General features: G+C 43.8%; 28 protein-coding genes and 1 pseudogene. 19 read left to right on the forward strand and 10 right to left on the reverse strand.

The window, feature by feature from the left end:
* Positions 1-63: 63 nt before the first annotated feature.
* The 10 genes from ACK1LH_RS06590 (at position 64) to ACK1LH_RS06635 (ending at position 7,395) form a co-directional block, all read left to right on the forward strand.
* Complete coding sequence (locus tag ACK1LH_RS06590) at positions 64-462, forward strand: peptidoglycan-binding domain-containing protein (RefSeq protein ID WP_029282103.1); 399 nt, start codon at positions 64-66, stop codon at positions 460-462.
* A gap of 206 nt (positions 463-668) precedes the next feature.
* The gene (gene ssuE, locus ACK1LH_RS06595; RefSeq protein ID WP_029282101.1) at positions 669-1,223 is read left to right on the forward strand and encodes an NADPH-dependent FMN reductase; all 555 of its coding nucleotides are present in this window, start codon (positions 669-671) and stop codon (positions 1,221-1,223) included.
* Positions 1,224-1,235: 12 nt separating this feature from the next.
* Positions 1,236-1,394 (forward strand): YezD family protein, encoded by a 159-nt coding sequence (locus ACK1LH_RS06600; protein ID WP_081414043.1) that lies wholly within the window; start codon positions 1,236-1,238, stop codon positions 1,392-1,394.
* A gap of 96 nt (positions 1,395-1,490) precedes the next feature.
* Positions 1,491-2,675 (forward strand): LLM class flavin-dependent oxidoreductase, encoded by a 1,185-nt coding sequence (locus ACK1LH_RS06605; protein WP_029565335.1) that lies wholly within the window; start codon positions 1,491-1,493, stop codon positions 2,673-2,675.
* Positions 2,672-3,442, forward strand: coding sequence for an ABC transporter ATP-binding protein (locus tag ACK1LH_RS06610; RefSeq protein ID WP_029565336.1), 771 nt, complete (start codon positions 2,672-2,674; stop codon positions 3,440-3,442). Before ACK1LH_RS06605 ends, ACK1LH_RS06610 begins: the two co-directional genes overlap by 4 nt.
* Positions 3,443-3,566: 124 nt before the next feature.
* Positions 3,567-4,301, forward strand: a complete 735-nt coding sequence (locus tag ACK1LH_RS06615) for an ABC transporter permease (protein ID WP_081414103.1) — start codon at positions 3,567-3,569, stop codon at positions 4,299-4,301.
* An 11-nt stretch (positions 4,302-4,312) separates the two neighbouring features.
* On the forward strand, positions 4,313-5,647 hold the full coding sequence (locus ACK1LH_RS06620) for an LLM class flavin-dependent oxidoreductase (protein ID WP_411334829.1): 1,335 nt from the start codon (positions 4,313-4,315) through the stop codon (positions 5,645-5,647).
* A gap of 26 nt (positions 5,648-5,673) precedes the next feature.
* On the forward strand, positions 5,674-6,684 hold the full coding sequence (locus ACK1LH_RS06625) for an aliphatic sulfonate ABC transporter substrate-binding protein (RefSeq protein ID WP_282033246.1): 1,011 nt from the start codon (positions 5,674-5,676) through the stop codon (positions 6,682-6,684).
* A 62-nt stretch (positions 6,685-6,746) separates the two neighbouring features.
* On the forward strand, positions 6,747-7,034 hold the full coding sequence (locus ACK1LH_RS06630; RefSeq protein ID WP_029282089.1) for a DUF2325 domain-containing protein: 288 nt from the start codon (positions 6,747-6,749) through the stop codon (positions 7,032-7,034).
* Positions 7,035-7,242: 208 nt separating this feature from the next.
* Entirely contained in the window at positions 7,243-7,395 is a 153-nt protein-coding gene (locus tag ACK1LH_RS06635; RefSeq protein ID WP_081414044.1) for a Fur-regulated basic protein FbpA, read from the forward strand.
* 46 nt (positions 7,396-7,441) lie between these two features.
* On the opposite strand, the gene ACK1LH_RS06640 is transcribed toward ACK1LH_RS06635, so the two are convergent.
* Both ACK1LH_RS06640 and ACK1LH_RS06645 read right to left on the reverse strand, forming a co-directional pair.
* Positions 7,442-8,350 (reverse strand): anti-sigma factor family protein, encoded by a 909-nt coding sequence (locus ACK1LH_RS06640; RefSeq protein ID WP_282033247.1) that lies wholly within the window; start codon positions 8,348-8,350, stop codon positions 7,442-7,444.
* Positions 8,351-8,863, reverse strand: a complete 513-nt coding sequence (locus ACK1LH_RS06645) for an RNA polymerase sigma factor (protein WP_029282085.1) — start codon at positions 8,861-8,863, stop codon at positions 8,351-8,353. It abuts the gene before it with no gap.
* Between the two features lie 311 nt (positions 8,864-9,174).
* On the opposite strand from ACK1LH_RS06645, the gene ACK1LH_RS06650 reads away from it, so the two are divergent.
* Positions 9,175-10,011: an STAS domain-containing protein gene (locus ACK1LH_RS06650; protein WP_029565342.1), complete on the forward strand. Its 837-nt coding sequence runs from the start codon at positions 9,175-9,177 to the stop codon at positions 10,009-10,011.
* Positions 10,012-10,037: 26 nt separating this feature from the next.
* Here ACK1LH_RS06650 and ACK1LH_RS06655 read toward each other — a convergent pair whose 3' ends face one another.
* Positions 10,038-10,436 carry a hypothetical protein gene (locus tag ACK1LH_RS06655; RefSeq protein ID WP_029282081.1) on the reverse strand — a complete coding sequence of 133 codons (399 nt, stop codon included), beginning with the start codon at positions 10,434-10,436 and terminating at the stop codon, positions 10,038-10,040.
* 151 nt (positions 10,437-10,587) lie between these two features.
* Here ACK1LH_RS06655 and ACK1LH_RS06660 point away from each other — a divergent pair, with 151 nt between their 5' ends.
* Together ACK1LH_RS06660 and ACK1LH_RS06665 are read left to right on the forward strand one after the other, a co-directional pair.
* Positions 10,588-11,592: an LLM class flavin-dependent oxidoreductase gene (locus ACK1LH_RS06660; protein WP_029565343.1), complete on the forward strand. Its 1,005-nt coding sequence runs from the start codon at positions 10,588-10,590 to the stop codon at positions 11,590-11,592.
* Positions 11,589-12,212, forward strand: coding sequence for a peptidylprolyl isomerase (locus tag ACK1LH_RS06665; protein WP_029282078.1), 624 nt, complete (start codon positions 11,589-11,591; stop codon positions 12,210-12,212). The genes ACK1LH_RS06660 and ACK1LH_RS06665 overlap by 4 nt, the downstream gene beginning before the upstream one ends.
* A gap of 33 nt (positions 12,213-12,245) precedes the next feature.
* On the opposite strand, the gene ACK1LH_RS06670 is transcribed toward ACK1LH_RS06665, so the two are convergent.
* The 3 genes from ACK1LH_RS06670 to ACK1LH_RS06680 form a co-directional block, all read right to left on the reverse strand.
* Positions 12,246-12,536 carry an AbrB/MazE/SpoVT family DNA-binding domain-containing protein gene (locus ACK1LH_RS06670; RefSeq protein ID WP_411334830.1) on the reverse strand — a complete coding sequence of 97 codons (291 nt, stop codon included), beginning with the start codon at positions 12,534-12,536 and terminating at the stop codon, positions 12,246-12,248.
* Between the two features lie 224 nt (positions 12,537-12,760).
* Positions 12,761-13,210 (reverse strand): hypothetical protein, encoded by a 450-nt coding sequence (locus ACK1LH_RS06675; protein WP_411334831.1) that lies wholly within the window; start codon positions 13,208-13,210, stop codon positions 12,761-12,763.
* A 52-nt stretch (positions 13,211-13,262) separates the two neighbouring features.
* On the reverse strand, positions 13,263-13,469 hold the full coding sequence (locus ACK1LH_RS06680; protein ID WP_029282071.1) for a hypothetical protein: 207 nt from the start codon (positions 13,467-13,469) through the stop codon (positions 13,263-13,265).
* Positions 13,470-13,614: 145 nt separating this feature from the next.
* Here ACK1LH_RS06680 and ACK1LH_RS06685 point away from each other — a divergent pair, with 145 nt between their 5' ends.
* The 3 genes and pseudogenes from ACK1LH_RS06685 to ACK1LH_RS06695 all read left to right on the forward strand — a co-directional run.
* Entirely contained in the window at positions 13,615-13,935 is a 321-nt protein-coding gene (locus tag ACK1LH_RS06685; RefSeq protein WP_029282069.1) for an ArsR/SmtB family transcription factor, read from the forward strand.
* A gap of 27 nt (positions 13,936-13,962) precedes the next feature.
* The gene (locus ACK1LH_RS06690; protein ID WP_029282067.1) at positions 13,963-14,190 is read left to right on the forward strand and encodes a hypothetical protein; all 228 of its coding nucleotides are present in this window, start codon (positions 13,963-13,965) and stop codon (positions 14,188-14,190) included.
* Positions 14,191-14,206: 16 nt separating this feature from the next.
* Positions 14,207-14,704 (forward strand): annotated as a pseudogene (locus ACK1LH_RS06695) (GNAT family N-acetyltransferase); the annotation flags it as partial.
* Between the two features lie 79 nt (positions 14,705-14,783).
* Here ACK1LH_RS06695 and ACK1LH_RS06700 read toward each other — a convergent pair.
* Positions 14,784-15,830, reverse strand: a complete 1,047-nt coding sequence (locus ACK1LH_RS06700) for a lactonase family protein (RefSeq protein WP_203289974.1) — start codon at positions 15,828-15,830, stop codon at positions 14,784-14,786.
* Positions 15,831-16,032: 202 nt separating this feature from the next.
* Here ACK1LH_RS06700 and ACK1LH_RS06705 point away from each other — a divergent pair, with 202 nt between their 5' ends.
* Complete coding sequence (locus tag ACK1LH_RS06705) at positions 16,033-16,806, forward strand: SDR family oxidoreductase (RefSeq protein ID WP_203289975.1); 774 nt, start codon at positions 16,033-16,035, stop codon at positions 16,804-16,806.
* A gap of 407 nt (positions 16,807-17,213) precedes the next feature.
* On the opposite strand, the gene ACK1LH_RS06710 is transcribed toward ACK1LH_RS06705, so the two are convergent.
* Together ACK1LH_RS06710 and ACK1LH_RS06715 are read right to left on the reverse strand one after the other, a co-directional pair.
* Positions 17,214-18,044: an STAS domain-containing protein gene (locus tag ACK1LH_RS06710; protein ID WP_411334832.1), complete on the reverse strand. Its 831-nt coding sequence runs from the start codon at positions 18,042-18,044 to the stop codon at positions 17,214-17,216.
* Positions 18,045-18,162: 118 nt separating this feature from the next.
* Entirely contained in the window at positions 18,163-19,230 is a 1,068-nt protein-coding gene (locus tag ACK1LH_RS06715; RefSeq protein ID WP_411334833.1) for a DUF3900 domain-containing protein, read from the reverse strand.
* Between the two features lie 355 nt (positions 19,231-19,585).
* Here ACK1LH_RS06715 and ACK1LH_RS06720 point away from each other — a divergent pair, with 355 nt between their 5' ends.
* Positions 19,586-20,800 (forward strand): acyl-CoA dehydrogenase family protein, encoded by a 1,215-nt coding sequence (locus tag ACK1LH_RS06720; protein ID WP_029565346.1) that lies wholly within the window; start codon positions 19,586-19,588, stop codon positions 20,798-20,800.
* 65 nt (positions 20,801-20,865) lie between these two features.
* Here the strand turns inward: ACK1LH_RS06720 and ACK1LH_RS06725 are convergent, their stop codons facing one another.
* Positions 20,866-21,750, reverse strand: a complete 885-nt coding sequence (locus ACK1LH_RS06725) for a MerR family transcriptional regulator (protein WP_411334834.1) — start codon at positions 21,748-21,750, stop codon at positions 20,866-20,868.
* A 134-nt stretch (positions 21,751-21,884) separates the two neighbouring features.
* Here ACK1LH_RS06725 and ACK1LH_RS06730 point away from each other — a divergent pair, with 134 nt between their 5' ends.
* Positions 21,885-22,967: a serine hydrolase domain-containing protein gene (locus tag ACK1LH_RS06730; RefSeq protein ID WP_411334835.1), complete on the forward strand. Its 1,083-nt coding sequence runs from the start codon at positions 21,885-21,887 to the stop codon at positions 22,965-22,967.
* The last annotated feature ends 1 nt before the right edge of the window (position 22,968 follow it).

The following is a 22,968-nucleotide window of genomic DNA, read 5'->3' on the forward strand; positions in this document are numbered from 1 at the left end:
CATAAAGAATGGAACGGCAGTCAGAGTACCTGAACGGAATGATTTTTTCAGGGGGAAGTACATATGTCATTAGATGCAAAAGCGTATTCGTGCAACGGGAGAAGTGCATGGGAAGAAAATGCCCGTACAGAAAATGAAGGTTATCAGTGGATCATCAGCAAGTCGGATAAAGGCTTTGTCCGGTCCGGCGGTATCATCTGCGGAGTCGTCCTCAGCAATACCGTGATTGATTTCAGCCATGCGTATCTTGCCAAGAACGGTTATTCGGGCAACAAGTCCGCCTATGTCGCCGCCATTCAGAGGACGCTCTCCTGTCTCGGCTATTCGCCGGGTGCTGCTGACGGAATTTTCGGAAGTATGACTGAACGTGCCGTAAAGGCATTTCAGGCTGGAAAAGGCCTGTCATCTGACGGAATTGTCGGGAAAGATACGTATTACTGTCTGTCTATTGCGAGGTATTAAGTTTCGTCCAGCTTTGCTGTTTACATGCAGAGCTGGATTTTTTTTATATTTTTAAAAAAACATAGTTGACTTATCGGATTAATAAGTTATAAAATACAGACAATTACAAAAAAATATGATATGCTAATCGGAAAACCGAAGGCTCCATTCTCTGCTTTTTTAAACAGATATTGGGGCCTTTGTACTTATTGGAAAGGATGATGGTAGTGAGTTATCTTGTATCAATTTCCGGGAGCCCGTCTGAAGCATCAAGGTCATCAGTTGTATCTGCCTATATTAAAAGGAAAGCAGAGGAAAGAGGATTATCTGTAAGAGAGATTTCAGTGCTTGATTTTGATCCGGATGTTTTAATCCGGGGGAAATATGATGATCCGTCCATCACAGAAGCAATTTCGGTTCTTCACGGAGCCAGCGGAGTTGTCATTGTCTCGCCTGTATACAAAGCGGCCTATACAGGCGCATTAAAAACTCTATTGGATTTGCTTCCTCAGGACATCTTCAAGAATAAACCCTTATTTCCTTTAATGGTCGGCGGAAGTGCTGCGCACTTACTTGCCATTGATTACGCACTTAAACCGCTGCTAGCTGCTTTAAGTGCACAGACCATTCTTAAAGGAGTCTATGTACTTGATAAGTATGTAGATAAATCAGATGCCAATGAGCCAATAAAGGATGAAGAGGTTCAGGAGAAGGTTGACGTTCAATTTGAACAATTTGCAGAAATTGCCCAAAATCTGAGCATTCAAAAAGAATTGAAGTAAGGGGGAACACGGATGGCCAATGTAAAAGAATCACATCTTCAGCAAATTTTAACCGCCGTTAAGAAAATCGATTATGGATCTGTGCTGATTACCATTCACGGAGGGGAAATCACCCAGCTCGACAGCACCGAAAAGAATAGGTTTACGAAGCCGAAGCCTGTTAAAAGCTAAGCTGAAGTCATTCGACCGGTCATCCGGAGAAGACACGAATTCTACTTGTAGAACGTGTCTTTTTTTAATGGGAAAAATGAGAGAGGATGATGAGGTATGAGTATAACAGGACACCAGATTGAGTTTGGCTGGTTTATTCCAACGACGGGGGACGGAGCCTACATAGGAGTAAAACCGGAAAGGGAGTCAACAGCAGAATATATGATCAGTGTAGCAAAAAAAGCTGAAGAAGCAGGATTTACATTTGCTTTAATTCCTACAGGCGGCTCTTGCCTAGACGCATGGATAACGGGGTCCATGATTGCTTCGCATACAAGTATCCTAAAGCCTCTAGTAGCCATGAGACCTGGTCTGATTGAGCCTGTTCTTGCAGCGAGAATGGCAGCAACTCTTGATGTCTTATCGAAAGGACGTGCCCTGGTGAACATAGTGACAGGCGGTTCTCCTGATGATTTGCGGGCAACCGGAGATCCTCTAGCTGACCATCATGACAAAAGATATGACAGAACGCTTGAATTTTTGCAAATCGTAAAAGGACTGTGGGACCAGCAGGCTCCAGCAGAAGGAAATGAGTTTTTAGCGGCTCATGCCGCCGGCAGCGGAAAGGGACTTTTTTATAAAGGCGACTATTATGCGATAGAGCGGGGTGCAAGCCAGCCCGCACCCGTCCAAAAACCACATCCTCCCATTTACTTTGGAGGCAGTTCAGCTGCAGGTAAAAAGACGGCAGCTAAAACGGCAGACGTATATCTAATGTGGGCTGAGCCGCTTGAGTGGATTAAAGAGCAGATGGAAGAGATGAGAGACTTGCTAAAAAAAGAAAAGGAAGAAACTGGGGTTGAGCGCAGTCTGAAATTCGGTTTGCGGGCACAGGTGCTTGTAAGGGAGACTGAAGAAGAGGCATACCGTGCTGCATGGAACATTATCAGTAAAGTTGATCAACGTGCAGTTGAACAGTCTTCTGTGCGGTTCAGCCGCAGCGATGCCGTTAACCAAAAAAGACAGAATAAGCTTCGGGCTCAGTCGGCAGATCAAGATTATTTTGCAGGTCCCAATCTTTGGACCGGCTTGTCATCAGTCAGGGGAGGCGGTTCCCTGCTGCTTGTAGGCACACCGGATCAAGTATCAGACCGAATATTGGAGTACGCTGATTTAGGCATCTCATCCTTTATTTTATCTGGGTATCCAAATCTTGAAGAATCTGAAATAACAGGGAAACTGCTGCTCCCGCTTATAAAAGAAAAACGAAAGACTTCCGCACTGGGAGGTGGGCATGTATGACGCTGCTTGAGATCAGTCAGTTAAACAAACGGTTTCGTTCTGAAAAAGGTGTAACTCATGCTTTGAAAGATATTCAGCTTTCTGTTCATAACGGAGAATTTATCACAATTATCGGTCCGAGCGGGTGCGGAAAAAGCACCTTGCTCAAGATTATTGCGGGACTCGACACGGACTTAACAGGAAGTGTGCAAATTGCGGGGGAAGAGGTGCAGGGTCCAAGCATTGACAAAGGGTTCATCTTCCAGGAGCCAAGGCTGTTTCCGTGGCTGAACGTAGAAAAAAATATAGCCGCCAATCACTCCCTTTTTGAAAGGGAAACGTGGAAAAAAGTGAAAGAGCTGATTGAACTTGTCAAGCTTGCCGGTTTTGAAAAAGCTTTTCCAAAAGAACTGTCAGGGGGAATGGCTCAGAGGGCAGCTATAGCAAGAGCCCTCCTTAGAAACCCTAAAGTATTGCTCCTTGATGAACCTTTTGGTGCCCTTGATGCTTTTACACGTTCACATATGCAGGAAGTTCTTCTTGATATTTGGCAAAAAAACAGAACAACAATGCTGTTTGTCACTCACGATATAGATGAGGCTATTTATCTAGGGGGCCGCGTTGTCATTATGAATGCCAGACCCGGTTCCATTCGTAACATCGTCAGCATTGACCTTCCTCATCCAAGAAAAAAAACGAGCCGATCCTTCCAGGAATACCGGCAGCTGATCCTGAACGAATTTGAAAAAACAGATGAACTTGAGCTTGTAGACAGTGCGGGAATATAAGGAGGAGGTCAATTTGAGCCAAAAAGCATTATGGATTTTTGCACCCGGTCATAAATCACAGCAAGGGGAATCCGCCATAGATGAATTGAGAAAAAACGGGAAATCATCAGCGATCGCAAGAGGTATGCTGCTTCCCGCAGCTGTACTGGCATTGTGGGAGCTCGCGGGGTATCTTGGACTGATTTCCCCGACTCTTCTGCCGAGGCCGACCGATATTTTCCTTTCGTTTCTTGATCTTCTGACAGGAGGGAATCTTCTTTATCATTTTCAAGTGAGTCTGCTCCGTGCTATTGGAGGGTTTGTGATTGGAGGATTGCTTGGACTTCTCTTTGGACTGGTAGTTGGCTTTTCCAGTAAGGCAGAAGAAACGATTGATCCCACCATGCAGATGCTGAGGACCATTCCTACTCTTGCTGTCATTCCGCTATTCATTCTCTGGTTCGGTTTTGGTGAGGCATCAAAGCTCTTGTTAATCGCTAAAGGAGCGTTTTTCCCGCTTTACGTTAACACATTTTTAGGAATACGGAGTGTAGATGTAAAGCTGTTTGAAGTTGCTAAAGTCCTTGAATTCAGTAAATGGAAGCAAATCAAAAACCTGATCCTGCCTTCGGCCCTCCCGAATATACTCCTTGGAATAAGGCTCTCGCTTGGCGCAGCATGGCTTGCACTTGTGGCTGCAGAATTAATGGGATCAAGCGAGGGGATCGGGTATTTAATTACAGATGCAAGGCAGTTCTCGCAGACCACGGTTGTATTTGTCGGAATCATTATCTTTGCTGTATTTGGTAAAGCATCTGATTCTTTCGTGCGTCTTTTTGAAAGAAGGCTGCTGAAATGGCGAGACAGCTACAAAGGTTGAGGAGGAGACGTATGGAGAAAAAAAAGCAGATGCATCTGAATTTGTTTCTTTCGGGCATGGGACATCATGAAGCGGCATGGAGACATCCTTCAGCAGAAATTGAACGTATTCATGATATCTCCTATTACAAAGAGATTGTTCAAAAGGCTGAAGCAGCAAAGCTTGATTCTATTTTTCTCGCAGACAGATATTCTGTTTCCAAAATAGGAGCAGCCTTCGGCGAGTTTGGAGGGGGAGGCCTCGAACCTCTTACTCTCTTATCCGCCCTTTCAGCAGTTACATCAAAGATAGGCTTAATAGCCACTGTATCAACGTCTTTTAACGAACCTTATAATGTTGCGCGCAGATTTTCATCACTCGATCATATCAGCAAAGGCAGAGCCGGGTGGAATGTGATTACGTCAGGTACTGATGAAGAAGCACAAAATTTCAGCCTGCAGCAGATTCCTCCACACAGTGAAAGGTATTTAAAAGCTGAAGAATTTATGGATATTGCTCTCAAGCTGTGGGACAGCTGGGAGGAAGATGCGTTTATCGGGGATAAAGAAAACGGCAGGTACGCAGACTCATCGAAAGTACATGAAATTCATCACAAGGGAACGTATTTTTCTGTTAAAGGTCCTCTTAACAGCTCCAGGTCCCCTCAGGGACGCCCGGTCATTGTGCAGGCAGGCTCCTCCAAAACAGGAATCGGTTTTGCTGCAAAATATGCTGATGCCATTTTTACGGCGCAATCGTCTATTGAAGATGCACAAATGTTTTACAAGGCATTAAAAGCCAAAGCTCTGGAGTTTAGGCGCACAAAAGAAGAAACCATTGTTCTTCCGGGTATTTGCCCTGTGATAGGGAGAACAGAGGAAGAAGCGAAAGAAAAGCAAGCGCAGCTTCATGAACTTGCTGATCCGGAGTACGGACTGATTCAGCTGTCAAAGCGTGTGGGAGCAGATTTGACAGGGTATCCGCTTGACGGTCCGCTTCCCGAGCTTCCGGCTGTTGTTCAGGGGCATAAAAGCAGAACACAGCTCATCAGTAATTTGGCTGGAAAAGAACAGCTGACAATCAGACAGCTTCTGCAGAGGCTTGCCGGCGGAAGAGGGCATTTTACACTGGCGGGAACTGCCGTTCAGATTGCTGATGAGCTTGAAAACTGGTTTGTTTCTGAAGCAGCGGACGGATTTAACATCATGCCGCAGATAATGAGCGAAGGATTTGATGCCTTTGTCCATCAAGTCATTCCGGAACTGCAGCGCAGAGGCTTGTTCAGACACGAATATGAAAGCGGCACCTTGCGCGGACATTTAGGACTTTCAGCAGTGAAAAAAATGAAAAGACAGGGAATCAGGTAAACTCGTAACCAGGAGGGAGTTTGTATATGGAAAGAAGAAAATGGTTTAAATGGGGCACAATTGTCAGTTTACTGGTCATGATCCAGCTAATTCTGACGGGGTGCGGCAACGGCGGAAGTTCTGAAAAGGATGCAGCTGCATCAAGCGGTAATACAGTCGTCCATATAGGGGTGCAGGGAAGCACGGGAATACTTCCATACGCCCGTGAGAAAAAAACGTTTGAAAAAGCATTTAAGAAAGCAGGAGCAAAAGTTGAATGGCATGAATTTGCAAGCGGCCCCCCGCATTTTGAAGCACTCGCATCGGGAAAGCTTGATTTTGGTGCAACAGGAGGCACGCCTCTTATTGCAGGACAATCGGGCGGAATTGATTTTAAGGCTATTGCTGTCACAACAGACGGAAAAAAAGGAAACTCGATTGTCGTTCCAAAGGGAAGCACAATTAAAGAACTTAAGGATTTAAAAGGAAAGAAAATTGCTGTTGCAAAAGGAAGCAGCGCCTACAATTTTTTATATCTTGCGCTCGATCGTGCAGGATTAAAAGACACCGATATAAAAGTCGTTCAGCTGCAGCCTGATGAAGCAAGACCGGCACTCGACAACGGATCCATTGACGCGTGGTCCACATGGGAGCCGTATGTGACAACAGCAGTATTTCAAACTGGAGCTGAGATATTGGCCAGTGGAGAAGATTTAAACATTAATGCCCCGGGATTTCTGATAGCACGCTCTGGTTTTACAGAAGAACACCCGGAACTGACCGTTCTTTTCCTGAAAACATATGAAGAAGTCAGAAAGCATTTCACAGAAAATCTTGATCAAACAGCAAAAGAAATAGCTGATGCAGAAAAGGTGGATGTTGAGATCATCTCTGCTGTATTAAAAAATACAACTCAAATCTTATCACCCGCCACAGATGAATTTAAAAAAGCCCATCAGGATCAGGCAGACTTTTTATACAAGGCAGGCGGAATCAACAAAAAACTGGATACATCAGAGGTCATTGATAATCAATATGTGGAGAAGGCTTTGAAATAAGAATTGTAAGTTCTCTCCACCGCAATGTTAATCGAACTCGTTTATTTTAGGAGGAAACCGTGATGAAGAACGTATTAATTGCAGGAGGGGACAGAATAGAACCCATTATTTCAAAGCTTGGGCAGCAGGGAGTGAAAGTCATTTCTCATATGGACGGCAGAAAACCCAAAATTAAGTTGAAGGCAATTCCAAGCAATGTAGACATCGTTTTAATTCTCACAGATTATATTAACCATAATTTGTCTTCTGTCATAAAAAAGAAAGCACAGGAACAAGCGATACCTATCCTATTTTCCAAGCGGTCCTGGACATCGATTTCCACCGAAATGAAAAAAACAGGTAATGCCTAGTAAAGTCAGGTATTAAATCCGACTTAACACATAGTAATAATAAAGTATGGTGGTTATTTCCGCTGATCGGACAGCCGAAAGCTCATGCATATTATGCATGGGCTTTGTTGATGAAAGAATTCATCATCAGCAGCAAACCGCATTAACCATTTTCAGGCATCAGCCAGTAATTGACCAATCCATTAGTAACGGTGAAAGGGGTGCAAAGATGGGGCACATGATCCGCCGGGCAATTGAAAAGCGGAAGAATCATCTGATAAAAAAGCTATTAAGCTCCGGAATCTACAAAAGAAATGATTTGCATTTATTTCAATTAACTTTGTCAGAACTTGAAGAAGAGTGCAAACGTGCTGTGAAATAACTTAAACCCCTGATCGACAGTGATCAGGGGTTTATAAATGTGCCAGTTAATCTTCCAGCTTCAAAATCCTCATAGGATCAAACTCAATTTCTTTTGCTCCCTCTGGCGGAACGGCATCGAAAAGCTTATGATTCTTCTCTGCTTCAATCACCTTGAATTCAACAAGCTGAGGCAAGTCATCGTTCGATATCTTTACTCCGTCTTCATATCTGAACTCATTGATCACCCAATCCGTTTCCTGGTCAAACCAGTATTCAACCTTCGAACCGTCATTAAACGTAATTTCGTACATGTCTGCCTTTCTTCCGACATACGTGGTCTCTCCCAGTTTATTAATTTGATCAGGGCCCAGTCCTTCAAAAATATCCTGTGTCATTTGGGAGATGGAGTTATCAAGTTTTTCTGATGTGTAGACATGGTCATTTTTATAATAAGTAAGTCGTGTTGTTCCATCTGAGACTTCGTAATTTCCGTTTTCGTACTCCTGCCTGTTTTTTCGGCCTGACATATAGGAAATTGTCTTTTTTCCTTGTGGTGATACTTTGACGGTATAGATGACAGGCACAGTCTCTTTTTCTTTCTCTTTGTCACTCTCTTTGTGCTCAAGAGGTTTGTCCATCTCAAGGAATTTGTCCCCAATCAGCTCGTTCAGCGCTTTTTCGATGGCTGCTTTTACCTGAGGGGTATTCCAGGCTGCAAGGCAAAGGATGAAAAGGGATGCGCATATGAGAGCTGCACGTTTGAAATAGGTGTATGGCTTCTTTTTCTTCCTGGCTGAAATCATGACAGCTTCATCTTCCAATACGAAATCAAGAGCTTCTTCAAGCTGCAAATATTCCTCAAAAGCCTGAGAGCATCCGTCGCACTCTCCAATATGTTCAAGCAAGGCATCCTGTTCTGCTTCAGAAAGCTGGTCGAATAGGAGAATCCTGTCCCGGCACGTTTCGCAGTTCATTTAGAGCACCCCCTTACTTTTAAGTGCTTCCAATAGTTTCTTGCGTCCTCTGAATACTCTTGTTTTGACTTTTGCAAGGGTAATATTGAGCAGAGAGGCGATTTCATCATACGAGTGGCCCTGGTTTCGCAGAATCAGAATGTTTTTCGTTTCTTGATCAAGTGATTGAAAAACTTCTTTTACTTCGAGCATCATTTCTTTTGAGAGAAAAGCACGTTCAGGAGTTTCGCTGTCCATGGAGCCATGGCGTTTCAATTCTTCGCTTGCGTGCGAAACAGCATCCTGAGTGCGTTTAAGTTTCCGCAAGTGATCATAGGCTGTATTTTTAGAGAGGATGGTAATCCAGGCTTCCATGTTTTCAGGGAGTGTTCTCGTTGAATCCGAGAAATACCGGAAAATCTTGATGGAAGCATCCTGGATAATATCATCGGCCAGAGAGGGATTTTTTATGATTTTTCTGATCGTTCTCTCCATTCTGGGCCGGTGCGTTTCTATCAGCTTTTCAACATTCACGTTCTTCTTCCCACCCTTTTGCCTTACTGACATGACGTATTTCGTTTCATATTGTTTCGGTTATATGTAAAGAATGCAGGAAATTTATCAAACATCTGTCATTATAGCAGAGGAAAACGCCTTTATTGGTTCTTTTTTCTATAAAAAATTCAATTTTTAGGTTTAAGGTGATAGAAAACAGGGAAATTAAAATATTGCCCAATTTATTGGAGTTATTTGGCATGCCTTACAAAATCATTCATTTGGCGCTTTTTTCAAGATTGAAGTAAAATAAGAGAAGGAAATGAGCTAGAAGCAGGAGGAGAAACATCGTGCACAGAAACCAGAAATTCTACACCTATTTGCAGCAGCGTGCTCCGCAGTTAACAGAGGAATGGTATGAATCCATTGACCGGTCAGATACTGGAGGGGTTTATACATCCAATGATCCGGAAGTCATTAAAGCGCTTAAAGCGCAAAATCAGGAATTTCACCAGCGGTTTATTCAAGTCTTCTCAGAAGAAGATGTGGACTTTATGGAATTGTTCGAGGAGTGGATTGTACGCATTGCAAAGGACGGCGAGCATTTAAGCACACCGATTCAATTTGTGATCAAAGAGTTTATGCGTACACGAAGCCAGTATTTAAAAGAGGTCGCAGCATTTATTCGAATGTATCCAAATGAGTATACAAGCGAGAAAATAGAGGCAATAAAAGATCTGATCGTAAGAGCTCATGACAGAGTGATTTATCATTTTGTCGTTGAAACACAAAGAACGTCAGAACTGCAGCTTAAAGCCCAGCAGGAAATGATTTATGAACTGAGTTCACCCGTGATTAAATTGAAAGGTGAAACGGCACTTCTTCCTCTAGTAGGAGATATAGATACAGCACGTGCAAAAATGATACTCGAAAATACACTGAAGCAGTGCACAGAAAAAGGTGTCGCTCATTTATTCATCGATCTGTCAGGGGTAGTGATGATCGATACAATGGTTGCACACCAAATCTTCCAGCTGATTGATGCTCTGAATTTAATCGGCATTAAATCCACGCTCTCAGGCATCCGTCCGGAAATTGCCCTTACGTCGATGCAGCTTGGACTTACGTTTGAAAACGTTTCGATCAAATCAACCTTGTCAAAAGCGCTTGAAGAAGAAAATAAATAAAATGAGAGCGGACACGTCGTCCGCTCTCATTTTATTTTCTCAAGAACTGCAGCTTCAATTTTATGCAAAACCGTCGTCATTTTCCCGTCTATATCCTTTTCCGTTACACCGACTACTTTCCAGCCCTGTTTCCGTAGATAATTCCTTTTGCCGAGATCTTCTATTTTTTCTGCATCCATCAGGCAGCGGAGAGCAACTCTGTAATAGGGAAGAACCAAATCAAGCGTGTAAGGCCCGCACTTTTCTTTGACCCTGACATAGTAGCCATTGTTCCGGAGAGCTGTGTAGAGGCGCTTTTGCACCCTGTTTTCAAAGGTGATTGCCTCTTTGTTTAAATGGGGATCAGGGTTTTTGTGAAAACGGAACAGGACAATAAATAACGGCATCCATATTAAAATAAGAAAGATAAGGGTAATCTGTGTCAAACCTGTCACCTCTGTCTATACGTTCTTTTAACAGGATGTGCCCTGTATTCCGCTGTTATTCGTGGTAAAATAATGAAGATCATGCCGTTCATCATTTTAGTCTGTCAGTGTGTTTAAGCAACTCAACTCACATTAGAAAGAAGTGGAAGGATTGAAACTAAGTATACTCGATCAGTCCCCGATTTCATCCGGATCCTCAGCGGGAACAGCTCTGAGGGAATCAGCCCGTCTTGCCAGGGCAGCTGAAAAAATGGGCTATCACCGCTACTGGATAGCAGAGCATCATGACATGCCCGGTCTTGCCTGTCCTGCTCCTGAAATTATGCTGAGTTATATCGGAGCAGAAACAGAAAAAATCCGCATAGGTGCCGGTGCTGTTTTGCTCCCGCATTATAAGCCCTATAAAGTCGCAGAAACCTTTCATATGCTCTCTGTGCTTTTTCCGGGAAGGATAGATCTTGGCATCGGCAGGGCACCAGGGGGATCGGCAGAAGCAACAATGGCGTTATCAGACAATTTCCTGGAAAATGTCCGGACAATGCCGCACAAATTTAAAGAGCTGCTTCATTTTATTCACGGTGATTTTCCTGAAGAAAATTTCTATTCCAGTCTGAAAGCAGCACCGGTGCCTGCGGTCCCGCCTGAAGTGTGGCTTCTTGGGACAAGCATAAAGAGCGGAAGGCTTGCTGCGCAGACGGGAACAGCCTATGCATTTGGAGAGTTTATGAGTGACAAAGACGGGGTTGACATGCTAAAAGAATACAAAACCCGCTTTCAGCCAAAATATGAGCTGAAACAGCCGAAATCACTGCTTACTGTGAGTGCTGTATGCGCTGATTCCACTGAAAAAGCAAAAGAGCTGGCCGGGAGTCTCAGACTTTGGCGAATTCAGCAGCTGAAGGGCATCACCGGTGGCATTCCGTCGGTTGAAGAAGCAAAATCCTATACATACAGCCGGGAAGAACGTGAGATGCTGCAGAGCTCAGAAGGCAAATTAATCGCAGGCAATCCCGCAGAAGTGAAAAGGAAGCTGATTGGCATGGCGGGAAAATACGGCGTGAACGAAATCATGATTGTTACGATTACACACAGCTATGAGGACAGGCTGAGATCGTATGAACTGATTGCAAATGAAATGGGAGAGATGATGACATGAAAAAGACGGCAGTACTCATCATGGCCATGCTTTTGCTCATCCTGACAGCATGCGGAAACAAAGATCAGGAGCAAAGCGCTGACAAGCCAGTTAAAAAAGTAGATAAAAATCCAATTGTCACCATTACAATGGAAAATGACAAGCAAATCAAAGTAGAGCTGTATCCGGAAGTCGCGCCAAATACGGTTGCAAACTTTATTTCACTGATTAACGATAAGTTTTATGACGGACTGATTTTTCACCGTGTGATTCCTGAGTTTATGATTCAGGGAGGAGACCCTGACGGAAATGGAACAGGCGGTCCAGGCTATTCGATTAAAGGAGAGTTCAGTTCAAATGGCTTTGAAAACAGCCTGAAACACGAACGTGGCGTTATCTCAATGGCGCGCTCACAGCAGCCTGACAGCGGAGGTTCGCAGTTTTTTATTATGGTGGCTGACTATCCAAGCCTTGACGGCGAGTACGCCTCTTTCGGGAAAGTAACGGAAGGTATGGATGTGGTCGATGAAATTGTTTCAGTTGAAACGGAGAACGATAAGCCGCTTGAAGACCAGAAAATGAAATCTGTTACTGTTGAAACATTCGGCGAGAAATACAGCGAGCCAGAAAAAGCAAAATAAAAAGTTTACCCCCTGCCATGATGGCAGGGGGTTTTATGGCCGTATGATAAAGCTCGTGCTGCCGCACAGTCTGTTTTTTAAGATATCTACTCCCTCAGGACTGAGGACAACTTTTCCGTCGCAGCAAACAAAATTGTCCGGATCGATTTTCCCTGTAATGAAGCATTTTTTCTGGGGCTCAAATTTTCTGATCGTGATGGAATGGTGATCTGCGAATATTTCAACATGATCATAGCGTTTAATGCCTAAGTACTTTCTCCATTTTTGAGGCAACGTGACTCTGCCTTCTGAATCCATTTTTCTTAGCACGGTCTGTGTTCTCATTGTTTTCCATCCTAATATGTATTTGTACATGCCTTAAGCGCTTTCTTTCTGTTTTCTGCATGTACGGCTCTATTGAAAAGTTTATTTCATGACCATTAAACCGTGCTGAATGAAACCTTAAAATTTGCTTAAATATGTGACAAATTGCCCGGAATTCATATGAAATAAAGGGAATCGGGGCTTTCCGGCCTGAAAGGGTGATGAACATGCGTGAAAAAACTGATTTACCACCAGGTGAAATCAGTTTCAGATGGAACTATTTTCGTGATAAATGCAAGATCTTCTTCTGAAAGTCCGTAAACGGCAAGTTCAGTTCCCCAGTGACCGGAATGCAGAACTGTCTCACCGCTGCTGATCAAATTTACCGTAAACCATTTAAGGCGGCCGTTCGTTACGTGGTTCTTTATGAGAAAATCAGAAAGAGCATGTGTTTTCTTTTCGGTGAAAATACAGAGGTCCCCGTCATCGGTCATAACAGTTATTCCTTCAAATTCCTTGAGTTCATTGATTGCAGCTTTCTCATCTTTCCAGCAATGAATCTCAACCGTATCTGCCTTTGTGAGGAAATAAGATATGATTTTTTCCCAATAGGTATATGTTTCTCCGACGGGACTCTGAAAGCCTGAATCATCAGGCGAATAGGAAGGAATTGCAAGCAGTACATTTCGGTTCAAATTACATATGCTCCTTTTCAATGTTTTTACACAGAAATAAGGAAGGAATTTCTTATTTTCTCTCCTCGTATTCTTCATATCTTGCTTCATGTTTGCTTTCATTTAAGGGAATTTCATTCTGATAGTTTCGAACGAGGCCGTTGTCAATATCATTCATGGGTGTGTACTCATTGTTAGGCAGCCTGCGGTTTTTTCTAAGGAGATTAAAAAGGAAAAACCCGACGGCAGCAACGACGCAAATCAGATAAACAGTTTCCAAGCACAGCACCTCCAAATGTTTGTGAGTTAATAGTTCTTGTTAAATGTACGTGAATCCTGCATGATTTGTAACCGACTTCAAAAATAAAGAAATAATACCAATATTTTCTTGATTATCAGTTACACCTGTCATAAAATTATTACATATGAAAAAACAAATGAATGGAGACAGTTTACTTAAGGTTCTGGATGCTCTCTCCAATCCTTACCGGCTGAAAATTATAGCCGTCCTTCATAAGGACCGGCAATACGTCAGCCAGATGGCAAGGGAGCTTGGCATCAGCCGCCCGCTATTATATTTGCATCTCAAGAAGCTTGAAGAAGCGGGACTGATACAGGGAGAGCATGAAATTTCAAACGATGGGAAAGCAATGAAGTATTTTGAGCTTCTGCCCTTCAGTGTTCCGCTCGATGCCGGAATCATTGCAGAAGCATCAGAAAGCATATCTGATAAAAAGAAAGAATAATTGTGCAGAACGAAAAGGAGATATTTTATGGGGGATATTATTACTTTAGTAGGGCCATTGTTATTCTTGATCATCTTCATCATTCTTCCCTTAATTTTTATTATCCGCTATTTCAAACGGATGGAAAAAAGAGCCGAAGAGAGACTGAAACTGGAGAGAGATCATGCGGCTTTTCAGCAGGAACAAGTAAAAGTAAACGAAGAGATAAACCAAAGACTGACTTCCATTGAAAAAATGCTGAAGGAAGTGGAATGAAAAGGAGAGGAGCGCAATGGCTGAAAATAGCAGCATCTGGCAGGGGGAGCTTGTCAGACTCAGGCCTGTTCAGCCGTCTGACTGGGTGAAGTTTCACAAGGACGGGATGGATTCAGAGATAGCTAGACTCAATGATGCTGTCTATGGCCCAAGATCTGAAGCGGGAACAAGACGATGGACAGAAGCTGAGGCGGAAAAGGGCTGGAACGGGGATTCGGTTAGACTTTCAATTGAGAATACAGCGGGGGAATTTGCAGGCAGCATCAGCACGGATAAGTGCGATCCCCGAAACGGCACATTCAGCTATGGCATCAGTATATTCAGAGAGCACTGGAGAAAGGGATATGCGGGAGATGCCATCAGGATTGTGCTTCGGTATTTCTTTGAAGAACTGCGCTATCAAAAAGCAAATGCCCATGTATACAGTTATAATGAGGCTTCGATCAGCCTTCACAGAAATCTTGGCTTTCAAGAGGAAGGCAGAATGCGTAATATGATTTATACGCAAGGGAGCTATCATGACTTGCTGCTCTTTGGAATGACTGGAGAAGAATATAAAAAAAATCTCAGAGCCGCCGGGGCTCTGAGATTTTTTATTGATTTAAGAATTTTACGCATACCGGATAAGGCACATGAACATCTGACTGCAGAAGAGACAGTTTGCCTGTTTCACGGTTTCTTTCAAACAGGATCAGGCTGCTGGTTTCCTGGTTGGATGCAATCAGGAAGTTTTCAGTTGGATCCAGTGCAAAGTCACGCGGCCAGTTTCCTTCAGTGGACGTGCGTTCAACGAATGTCAGTTTACCCGTGTCGCTGTCAGTTTTGAAAACGGCGATGCTGTCATGCCCGCGGTTGCCGGCATACACGAATTGTCCGTCAGATGAAATGTGAATCGCAGAACCCTGGCTGTTTTCTGTGAAATCCTCCGGAAGAGTCGAGATATACTCAATCTCTGTGAAGCTGCCGTCTTCGTTATAGTCAAGAACAACCACTTCATTGCTGAGCTCTGTCAGCAGATAAGCAATCTTCCCGTTCGGATGGAAAGTCAGATGTCTCGGGCCGCTTCCTCTCTTTAAGTGAAGGCTGTGAACTTCATAAAGTTCACCGTCATTTAATTCATACGTATAAAGTTTGTCAGTGCCAAGATCAATGGCAGCGACGTATTTTTCGTCCGGCGTGAAGCCGGCATAGTGGGCGTGGGGAGCGTCCTGTCTTTCTTCATTAGGCCCTGAACCTTCATGCTTGCGGATGGAAAGGGCGGATGAAAGGGTTCCGCTGATCACATCCATCTCATGTGATTCAATCGTTCCGTTATGGTAATTGGCTGATACGACAAACCGGTTGCTTGAATCGACACTTACGTGGCAAGGTGATGCTCCTTCGCGAAGCTGTCTGTTAAGCTCCGTCAGTTCCCCTGTTTTCTCATTTCTTGAGTAGGCAACCAAGCCTCCTGCTTCGCCGTCTTTTCCAATCGCATAAACGAAACGGTTATCTTTGCTTAAATTCAAGTATGTAGGACTACCGATCTCAGCTGCAACGACCGGTTCACTCAATTTCTTTGCATCTGTATCCAGTGTAAAGGAATAAATCCCTTTGCTGTCTCCCTTTGTATATGTACCAATATACCCGCTGTATTTCATCTTTTATCCTCCTCTAATTGGTATGTCCTTATTTTAGCATAAATCCCGCCAAATCAAGCTATTAACCGTATACCCATATCCTTGTCTGCTGAAAACGTCTGTTTTTGTCGAAAGGGGCGGGGGCTAACGAATCAAATAGTGTAACCTCTGAGACAAACTCTTACTAAGATATAAAGTACTGCACTGCTTTTAGAAAGGAGCAATGAATTTGGATCTATTCAGCTTGAAAAATAAAACGGCAATAGTTACCGGCGGAGGAAAGGGGCTCGGCGCACAAATGGCAAGAGTGCTTGCACTTGCGGGAGCTAATGTTGTCGTATGTTCAAGGGATTTGGAGGCATGCGAAAAGGTCAGTGGCGAACTGGTTTCTCTCGGCGCCCAGTCCCTTGCGATTGCCTGTGATGTAACAAGCCAAAAGGATATCCAGAATGTCATCGACCAGACGGTAGCTCACTTTGGAACAATTGATATCTTAATCAACAACAGCGGTACGTCATGGATGGCGCCTGCGCTTGAACTCCCCGCCGATAAATGGGACAAAGTCATGAATATCAATGTCAGGGGGGTCTTCTTATTCAGCCAGGCTGCTGCAAAAGTAATGAAACGCCAGGGCTCGGGCAAGATCATTAATATCGCCTCAGTGACTGGAATGGGGGGGACTCCCGCAGAGCTTATGGATACGATTGCCTACAGCACAAGCAAAGGCGCTGTCATCAGCTTCACGAAGGACCTTGCAGTAAAACTGGCTCCTGACAATATTCAGGTTAATGCAATTGCACCCGGATTTTTCCCGACGAAAATGACAAAAACGATTTTAGAAAAAGAAAATGCGTCCATTTTAAAAGGGGTGCCTGCCCGCCGCTTTGGTGCAGAGGGCGACCTTGACGGTGTTATTCTGCTGCTCTCGGGAAAAGCATCTGATTATATTGTGGGCCAGGTTTTAGTTGTGGACGGCGGAATAACGGCACTGGTTTAACCAAGGAGCAAGGCGCGTGCTTGAGTATTCAGGTGTATCTGACCTTAGACTGCCCGGCTTTCCACTCGGTCTAATCCAGTAAAATGAAGGGAGGAACTGTATGCTTTTTGATTTTGAACTTGTCCTGCAAAGAACAGCTCCGGTTATAGAGTATTTGGGGTTTGGAGGAATTGTTTTTCAATCCGTTTTTATTGAATGCTGATCTAGGATGCCGCATGTTCATCTCTGGTGAGTGGTGCCACAAATTAGGATTCATCGCGGAGAAAAGTGGCAGTACTCTGGTGAGTGGTGCCACAAATAAGGGTTCATCGCAGAGAAAAGTGGCACCACTCCGGGTTATAACACAAAACAGAAAAAATCCGAACTGATGAAATCTCAGTTCGGATTTTAATGTATATAAGCTTCTTTTATTGTCGTCTAAATCCAAGGTCATACAAAGCTTTTCGCATGTTAAACTTTGTTTCGATATGATTAAAATCAAGGCCGAGACTCATGATGGTCTGTGCGATTTCAGGACGAAGGCCTGTGAGCACAGTATGGATGCCGCTGATCTTGAGTGCACTGACGATTTTGAAAATCTGGTCTGCCACCATAGTATCGATAATGGGAACTCCGGATACATCCAGGATGACTTCTTCAAGATTCAGGCGTGCGCCTTCTCTAAGGGAAACTTCCATGATCAGTGCGGCCCTTCTTGTGTCAACCGCTCCAACAAGAGGAATGACGGCGATTCCTTCTGCCACAGGCACCACAGGAACAGAAAGCTCTTCCAATGCTGAATAAGCCACTTCCATTAACTCATTGCTATGGTTTTCATACACACTGCCGGTCACACTGCACGCTCTGTCAATCAGCGGATCAATCATTTTGGAAACATCCAGCATGGTAATTGCATAAAAATTGTTTTTATGAAGCTCTTCTGTCAAAGTGTCCCAAACAGCCGTCCTGTATGCCCCGATCGCACGGAGGCACTGGGCCAGCGGGACGTCATAATGGATGGCTCTCTTTGCTATTTTCATGCTCCACTGGTCTACTTTTCCCTCAACTTTCACATCACACAGAGCCTGTCCCAAATAACTGATCAGTTCTTCCCGGTAGGCAATTCGCTCTTCTAATGGGAATCCCGAATTCTCCAGCTGCTTAGTATGCTTGGCATCCTGGACGTTCGGAATATTCAAAGTAATTTCACGTGCGTTTTCCTGAATCTTAAAGCCTATATAATGCAGCTCGTCTTTCATGAAAGTTCCCCTTTTAACCGATTGAATAGATTAAGTATATAGGATTGAAAGGGGAAAATACAGATGAGGGGATGGAAAAATTTAATGGAAGAATAAGGGGAGGGGTCTTTCGGGACTTTTATCCCTCCCCTTTCCTTGAAATTCTCTCAATAATTGCTCCCAGCTCGTCAGGACGGTGAAATTCAATAGGAGATACCCCTTTTTCAAATTGAATGCTGTCCGCTTCTACGAGGAGGACATATCTACCGTTGATTTTTCCTAAATGAATGTTTTCCCCGTAGTCTGCAAGGAGTCCTTTAATAGAAGTTTCCCCAAGCTTCATCTTCAGCTCGGCTTCGGGGGTATGCTCCACAATTTGCGCAGCCGCTTCAATGACCTGATGGGTATCCAGACGCTCCTGAATCTCCCGCTTCTCGCTTGCTTCCCAGATTTCCATGTCCTGTTCGAACTGCTGGCGTTCCTGGCTGTTCTCTTCATAGGTCTCAAGGACATGCTCCTGAACCATGCTCATGACTTGAGTTTTCATGATCTCAGGCATGGATTCCCCGTATTCGACAAACTTCAGAAAATCTTCAAAGTAGCGTGCATGTGACGCCTGATGAATTTTAAGCTCGCCGGGCTCTGTCATTCCTTCTTCAGGCATGTGGGGATATTGGATGGATTTCATATTTTTCGTCGTAATTGCCATCTGCACATTGCGGATCAGAGTTGATTCATCCGAAATGGAAGCCACTTTAGGTTCAAAATCACATTTTAAAATAAACACAAATGAATCCTCAAAATACTTCTCAGGTGTTGCCGACAAAACAAGGAATGCTCCGCCACGGACGGCGCTTGCATCGAGATAGGCAGAAACGAACTTTTCGCCGGCTTCTTTAAAAGCTTCCTTTGTTTCCGCTGTCAGTGCGCGGTGAAAGAGATTATAGTTCGGGTTTGAATCGAGTTCATAACCGGGTTCGACTACGAAGTGTCCGAGTTTTGTAGGGACCTGTTCGCTCCGGGGATGTTTTTCGACCTTCCGTTTTACTATTTTCTTCAGCTCGCCGTCCAGAAAGTCCTTCAGGGCGTTCTGCTCGTACTCTTCCGTCGTTAATGTTTGAAAGTGCTTGTACTGTTTATTGGCATTCTCGTCTTTTCCGTCCACCTGGATCAGATAGAATGAGAGATAATTAATCTTGAATTCCACTGGAATCACCTGCTTCTTTTTTCAGTTCTTCAAGTGTAAAAGATTGGCCATAGGGAGTCAATCGGCAGGATGGAAAATGGAGAAGCGGAAGTCTGATAGAATCTAAATGTATAGAATTTTCAAAAAAAGGTTGCCTGTTTTCAGATTACTGGATATACTTCTAGTAACTAAACGCATTTCACGCCTATGGAATTAGCCTTCCTGTGATCCGTGATGACGGTTAGCACCAGTGAACATATGACTGTCTTTTATTGCTGTTTTGTCTATGGAAGAGATTTCTTAACGTTGACAAAAGCCGGCTGCCTTTTTGCGCAGCCGGCTTTTTTATATCTACTAAAAGGGGATGAAGCAAATGATGAATTTTAACTTGTCTGAAGAACAGAACGCTGTAAGAAAAATGGTCCGTGATTTCGTTGATAAAGAGATTAACCCGTACATTGCCGAGTGGGATGCGGAAGGTCATTTTGAACCGTCTATTTTGAAAAAACTTGCAGATCTCGGACTGATGGGAATCTGCGTGCCGGAGCAATATGGAGGCAGTGCTATGGATTATAATACTCTAGCGATTGTGTGCGAGGAACTTGAACGCGGGGATACAGCTTACCGTACTGCCGTTTCCGTTCACACCGGCTTAAACAGCCTGACGCTGCTGCAATGGGGAAATGAAGAGCAGAAGCAGAAATATCTTACACCGCAGGCGAAAGGTGAAAAAGTAGGAGCGTTCGGCTTAACAGAACCGAATGCAGGGTCGGACGTTGCCGCTTTGCAGACTTCAGCTGTTTTGGAAGACGATCATTACATACTGAATGGTCAGAAGACGTGGATTTCACTGTGCGACTATGCCGATCACTTTCTTGTATTCGCTTACACAGATAAAAGCAAAAAGCACCACGGCATTTCGGCGTTTATCGTGGAGCGCACGATGCCTGGATTTTCGTCCAAAGCCATTAAAGGGAAGCTTGGCATTCGAGCAGGAAACACAGGTGAAATCTTTTTTGACAACATCCGGGTGCCGAAAGAAAACCTTCTTGGCCAGGAGGGGGACGGCTTTAAGATTGCCATGTCCGCTCTTGATAATGGACGGTTCACCGTTGCGGCCGGCGCCTGCGGACTCATTCAGGCATGTATCGAACAGAGCGTCAACTACTGCCATGAGCGGAAAACATTCGGCAAAGAGATCGGCAAACACCAGCTTGTTCAGCAGATGATCGCAAAAATGGAAGCCGGGTATCACATGTCCCGCCTGCTTGTCTTCAGGGCAGGTTGTCTTAAGAACGAGGGAAAACGAAACACAAGGGAAACTTCCCTCGCCAAGTGGCAATCCTGTGATTTCGCAAACGAAGCGGCGAACGACGCGGTACAGATCCACGGTGCGTATGGTTATTCCAATGAATACCCAGTTGAACGATTCCTGAGAAACTCTAAAGCACCTGTTATTTACGAGGGAACAAGAGAAATCCATACCGTGATGCAGGCGGAGTATGTGTTAGGGTACAGAGAAGATAAAACGCTGAGCCATATGCTGCCGAGCTGGCCGTTTGAGGAGGAAAGGGAGAAGGTTAAGAACTGAAGAAATTTCAAGTGGATGAAGCAGGCTGAAACTTTCAGCCTGCTTCTTGTTCGATTATGTGTAAATTAAACCGTTTTCTCTATAAGTATCTGAACCTCTGTTAAAATGTTCTCTACAATTTGATCGGGCTGAAGGCTGATCATGTCAGTGTGCAGCAAATCAATCAGCGGACCTGCAGCTCTGTAGTTGTTTTCAATCAGCCATTTCTGAATACGCGAATAAATGTCAATGAACGTATCTTTTCCTGCCATTCCTTTTGTAATCATCGATAAGTACATTCCTTCAGGTATTTCACTTAAAAAGGGAGAATCCTGGAGCTGTCCTGCCGGCATACCGACCTCAATATCTTTCATCAAACTCTGAAATTCCTTCTGTTTGAACAGTTGATTCACATTAATATGATGATGAATTAACAGAAGGTTTCCTGATGGAATCATCTTTTCTTTTTTCGCCAGTTCAATCAGTTCATTAAAATAATGTACATACACACTTAAATTGGCACGCTCCGTCTGCTTTCTTAAAGAAAGAATCTTCCTTGCAGGCTGCCATGCAGTCGTAATAATGGAATCAGAGGGAGAATCAGAATGGATGATTGTTAATTCCTTTTCCATATTTTCAATTCGTTGATTGATGGATGCAGCTGTTTTCTTTAATTCGTATATTTCATCCTCGATTTCATCACGCTTCTTTTTCATGACAGACAGCTGATTTGATAGGCTGTCTTCCTCAAGCATTTTGCTTATGTCCCCAATGGAAAAATTCAGCTCTCTCAAATTTTGGATGATTCTGATCTTGGCAATATCCTTAAAGGTATAGTAGCGGTAGTTTGTGATCTTGTTCAGCCCTGCTGGTTTTAACAGGCTGATTTGATCGTAATAGCGTAATGTTGAAGCAGCTGTGCCGCATAGCTTGGCAGCCTCACCGATTGTGTAGTAGTTTTTTTCATCCATTTTGACACCTCTTGTCTTCTTTTGCGCCTGAGAAAAGTATAACAAATCATCCTATTTTTAAAAAAGAGGTTGACCTTAAAGCTGCTTTAAGGCTGATAATCATGCTTATCAATCAACAAGGAGAAGATTTTAAAGTGAAGAGAACAACAGTAGTACTCGCAGCAATCCTTTTGTTCATCGCAGCAGGAGCTGCGGGATATTTATCCATTCCTTTTACAAGTTCAAAGACCAATCAATTTTATAAAGAGCTGGATCAGTCTGAGTATGTCAGCCAGAAAACATTAAACAGGTTAGCCGAAATGATGGACAAGAATGAGGCGGACTCATTGTTTATTATGGAAGGCCAGAACGTGCTTGCCGAATACGGAGAGAGTGATCAAATTTCAAATGTTGCCTCCGTCAGAAAAAGCCTCATTAGTGCTCTTTTTGGAATTGCCGAGTCAAAAGGATTAATCAATGTAGATCAAACACTGGAGGAGCTGGGGATTGATGACTCGAAAAATCCGCTTTCTGAAAAGGAGAAACAAGCGACAGTAGAAGATTTGCTGAAAGCACGTTCCGGCATTTACATTACATCCTTGGGCGAATCAAAAGATATGAAAGAAAAAAGACCTGAAAGAGGCACCTACAGCCATAACGAGCACTACTACTATAACAACTGGGATTTTAATACGCTCGGCGTCATTTTTGAACAGGAGACAGGTACATCCCTAGGGGAAGCTTTCTACGAATGGATTGCCAAACCAACAGAGATGAAGAAATTTCAGCCGTCAAATGTGGTTTATGAAGAGTCAGAAGAAACTTCCATGCCAATGTACAGATTCTACATGTGCGCAGAAGACCTTGCGAGGTTCGGATCGCTTTATGCCAATAACGGGAAGTGGAAAGATAAGCAGGTCATTCCGGAAAAATGGATTGATGCCAGTTTTGAAGCGTACTCTGAAATAACCGATGTCGACAGATTTACGGGGTACGGCTATTTATGGTGGCTGGAAAAGCAAAAGGATCAAATGCTGCAATGGGCGGTTGGCGCAGGGGGACAGTATGTGGTTGTAGATAGAGAAAGCAAGATCTCTCTTGCGATGATGAACAACACGGGGACGTCTCCATTGGGAGTGTTCTGGTACCGTACATTTGATGGAGGGGAAGAACCTTATTCAGATGTCAGGGACGTTTTTGAGCTCGCTAAAAACAGTATAATGAAAAGACAAAAGTAAA

The organism is Metabacillus indicus, assembly GCF_046603695.1.
GTDB lineage: Bacteria > Bacillota > Bacilli > Bacillales > Bacillaceae > Bacillus_P > Bacillus_P indicus.

Bases quoted from the DNA above. Each gene is read 5' to 3' on its own strand.
- ACK1LH_RS06605 (WP_029565335.1), top strand. From the start codon at position 1,491: ATGAGTATAACAGGACACCAGATTGAGTTTGGCTGGTTTATTCCAACG.
- ACK1LH_RS06635 (WP_081414044.1), top strand. From the start codon at position 7,243: ATGGGGCACATGATCCGCCGGGCAATTGAAAAGCGGAAGAATCATCTG.
- ACK1LH_RS06705 (WP_203289975.1), top strand. From the start codon at position 16,033: ATGAATTTGGATCTATTCAGCTTGAAAAATAAAACGGCAATAGTTACC.
- ACK1LH_RS06690 (WP_029282067.1), top strand. From the start codon at position 13,963: ATGGGGGATATTATTACTTTAGTAGGGCCATTGTTATTCTTGATCATC.
- ACK1LH_RS06610 (WP_029565336.1), top strand. From the start codon at position 2,672: ATGACGCTGCTTGAGATCAGTCAGTTAAACAAACGGTTTCGTTCTGAA.
- ACK1LH_RS06590 (WP_029282103.1), top strand. From the start codon at position 64: ATGTCATTAGATGCAAAAGCGTATTCGTGCAACGGGAGAAGTGCATGG.
- ACK1LH_RS06615 (WP_081414103.1), top strand. From the start codon at position 3,567: ATGCTGCTTCCCGCAGCTGTACTGGCATTGTGGGAGCTCGCGGGGTAT.
- ACK1LH_RS06710 (WP_411334832.1), bottom strand. From the start codon at position 18,044: ATGAAAGACGAGCTGCATTATATAGGCTTTAAGATTCAGGAAAACGCA.
- ACK1LH_RS06620 (WP_411334829.1), top strand. From the start codon at position 4,313: ATGGAGAAAAAAAAGCAGATGCATCTGAATTTGTTTCTTTCGGGCATG.
- ACK1LH_RS06725 (WP_411334834.1), bottom strand. From the start codon at position 21,750: ATGGATGAAAAAAACTACTACACAATCGGTGAGGCTGCCAAGCTATGC.
- ACK1LH_RS06670 (WP_411334830.1), bottom strand. From the start codon at position 12,536: ATGAGAACACAGACCGTGCTAAGAAAAATGGATTCAGAAGGCAGAGTC.
- ACK1LH_RS06640 (WP_282033247.1), bottom strand. From the start codon at position 8,350: ATGAACTGCGAAACGTGCCGGGACAGGATTCTCCTATTCGACCAGCTT.
- ACK1LH_RS06625 (WP_282033246.1), top strand. From the start codon at position 5,674: ATGGAAAGAAGAAAATGGTTTAAATGGGGCACAATTGTCAGTTTACTG.
- ACK1LH_RS06720 (WP_029565346.1), top strand. From the start codon at position 19,586: ATGAATTTTAACTTGTCTGAAGAACAGAACGCTGTAAGAAAAATGGTC.
- ACK1LH_RS06665 (WP_029282078.1), top strand. From the start codon at position 11,589: ATGAAAAAGACGGCAGTACTCATCATGGCCATGCTTTTGCTCATCCTG.
- ACK1LH_RS06700 (WP_203289974.1), bottom strand. From the start codon at position 15,830: ATGAAATACAGCGGGTATATTGGTACATATACAAAGGGAGACAGCAAA.
- ACK1LH_RS06685 (WP_029282069.1), top strand. From the start codon at position 13,615: ATGAAAAAACAAATGAATGGAGACAGTTTACTTAAGGTTCTGGATGCT.
- ACK1LH_RS06630 (WP_029282089.1), top strand. From the start codon at position 6,747: ATGAAGAACGTATTAATTGCAGGAGGGGACAGAATAGAACCCATTATT.
- ACK1LH_RS06600 (WP_081414043.1), top strand. From the start codon at position 1,236: ATGGCCAATGTAAAAGAATCACATCTTCAGCAAATTTTAACCGCCGTT.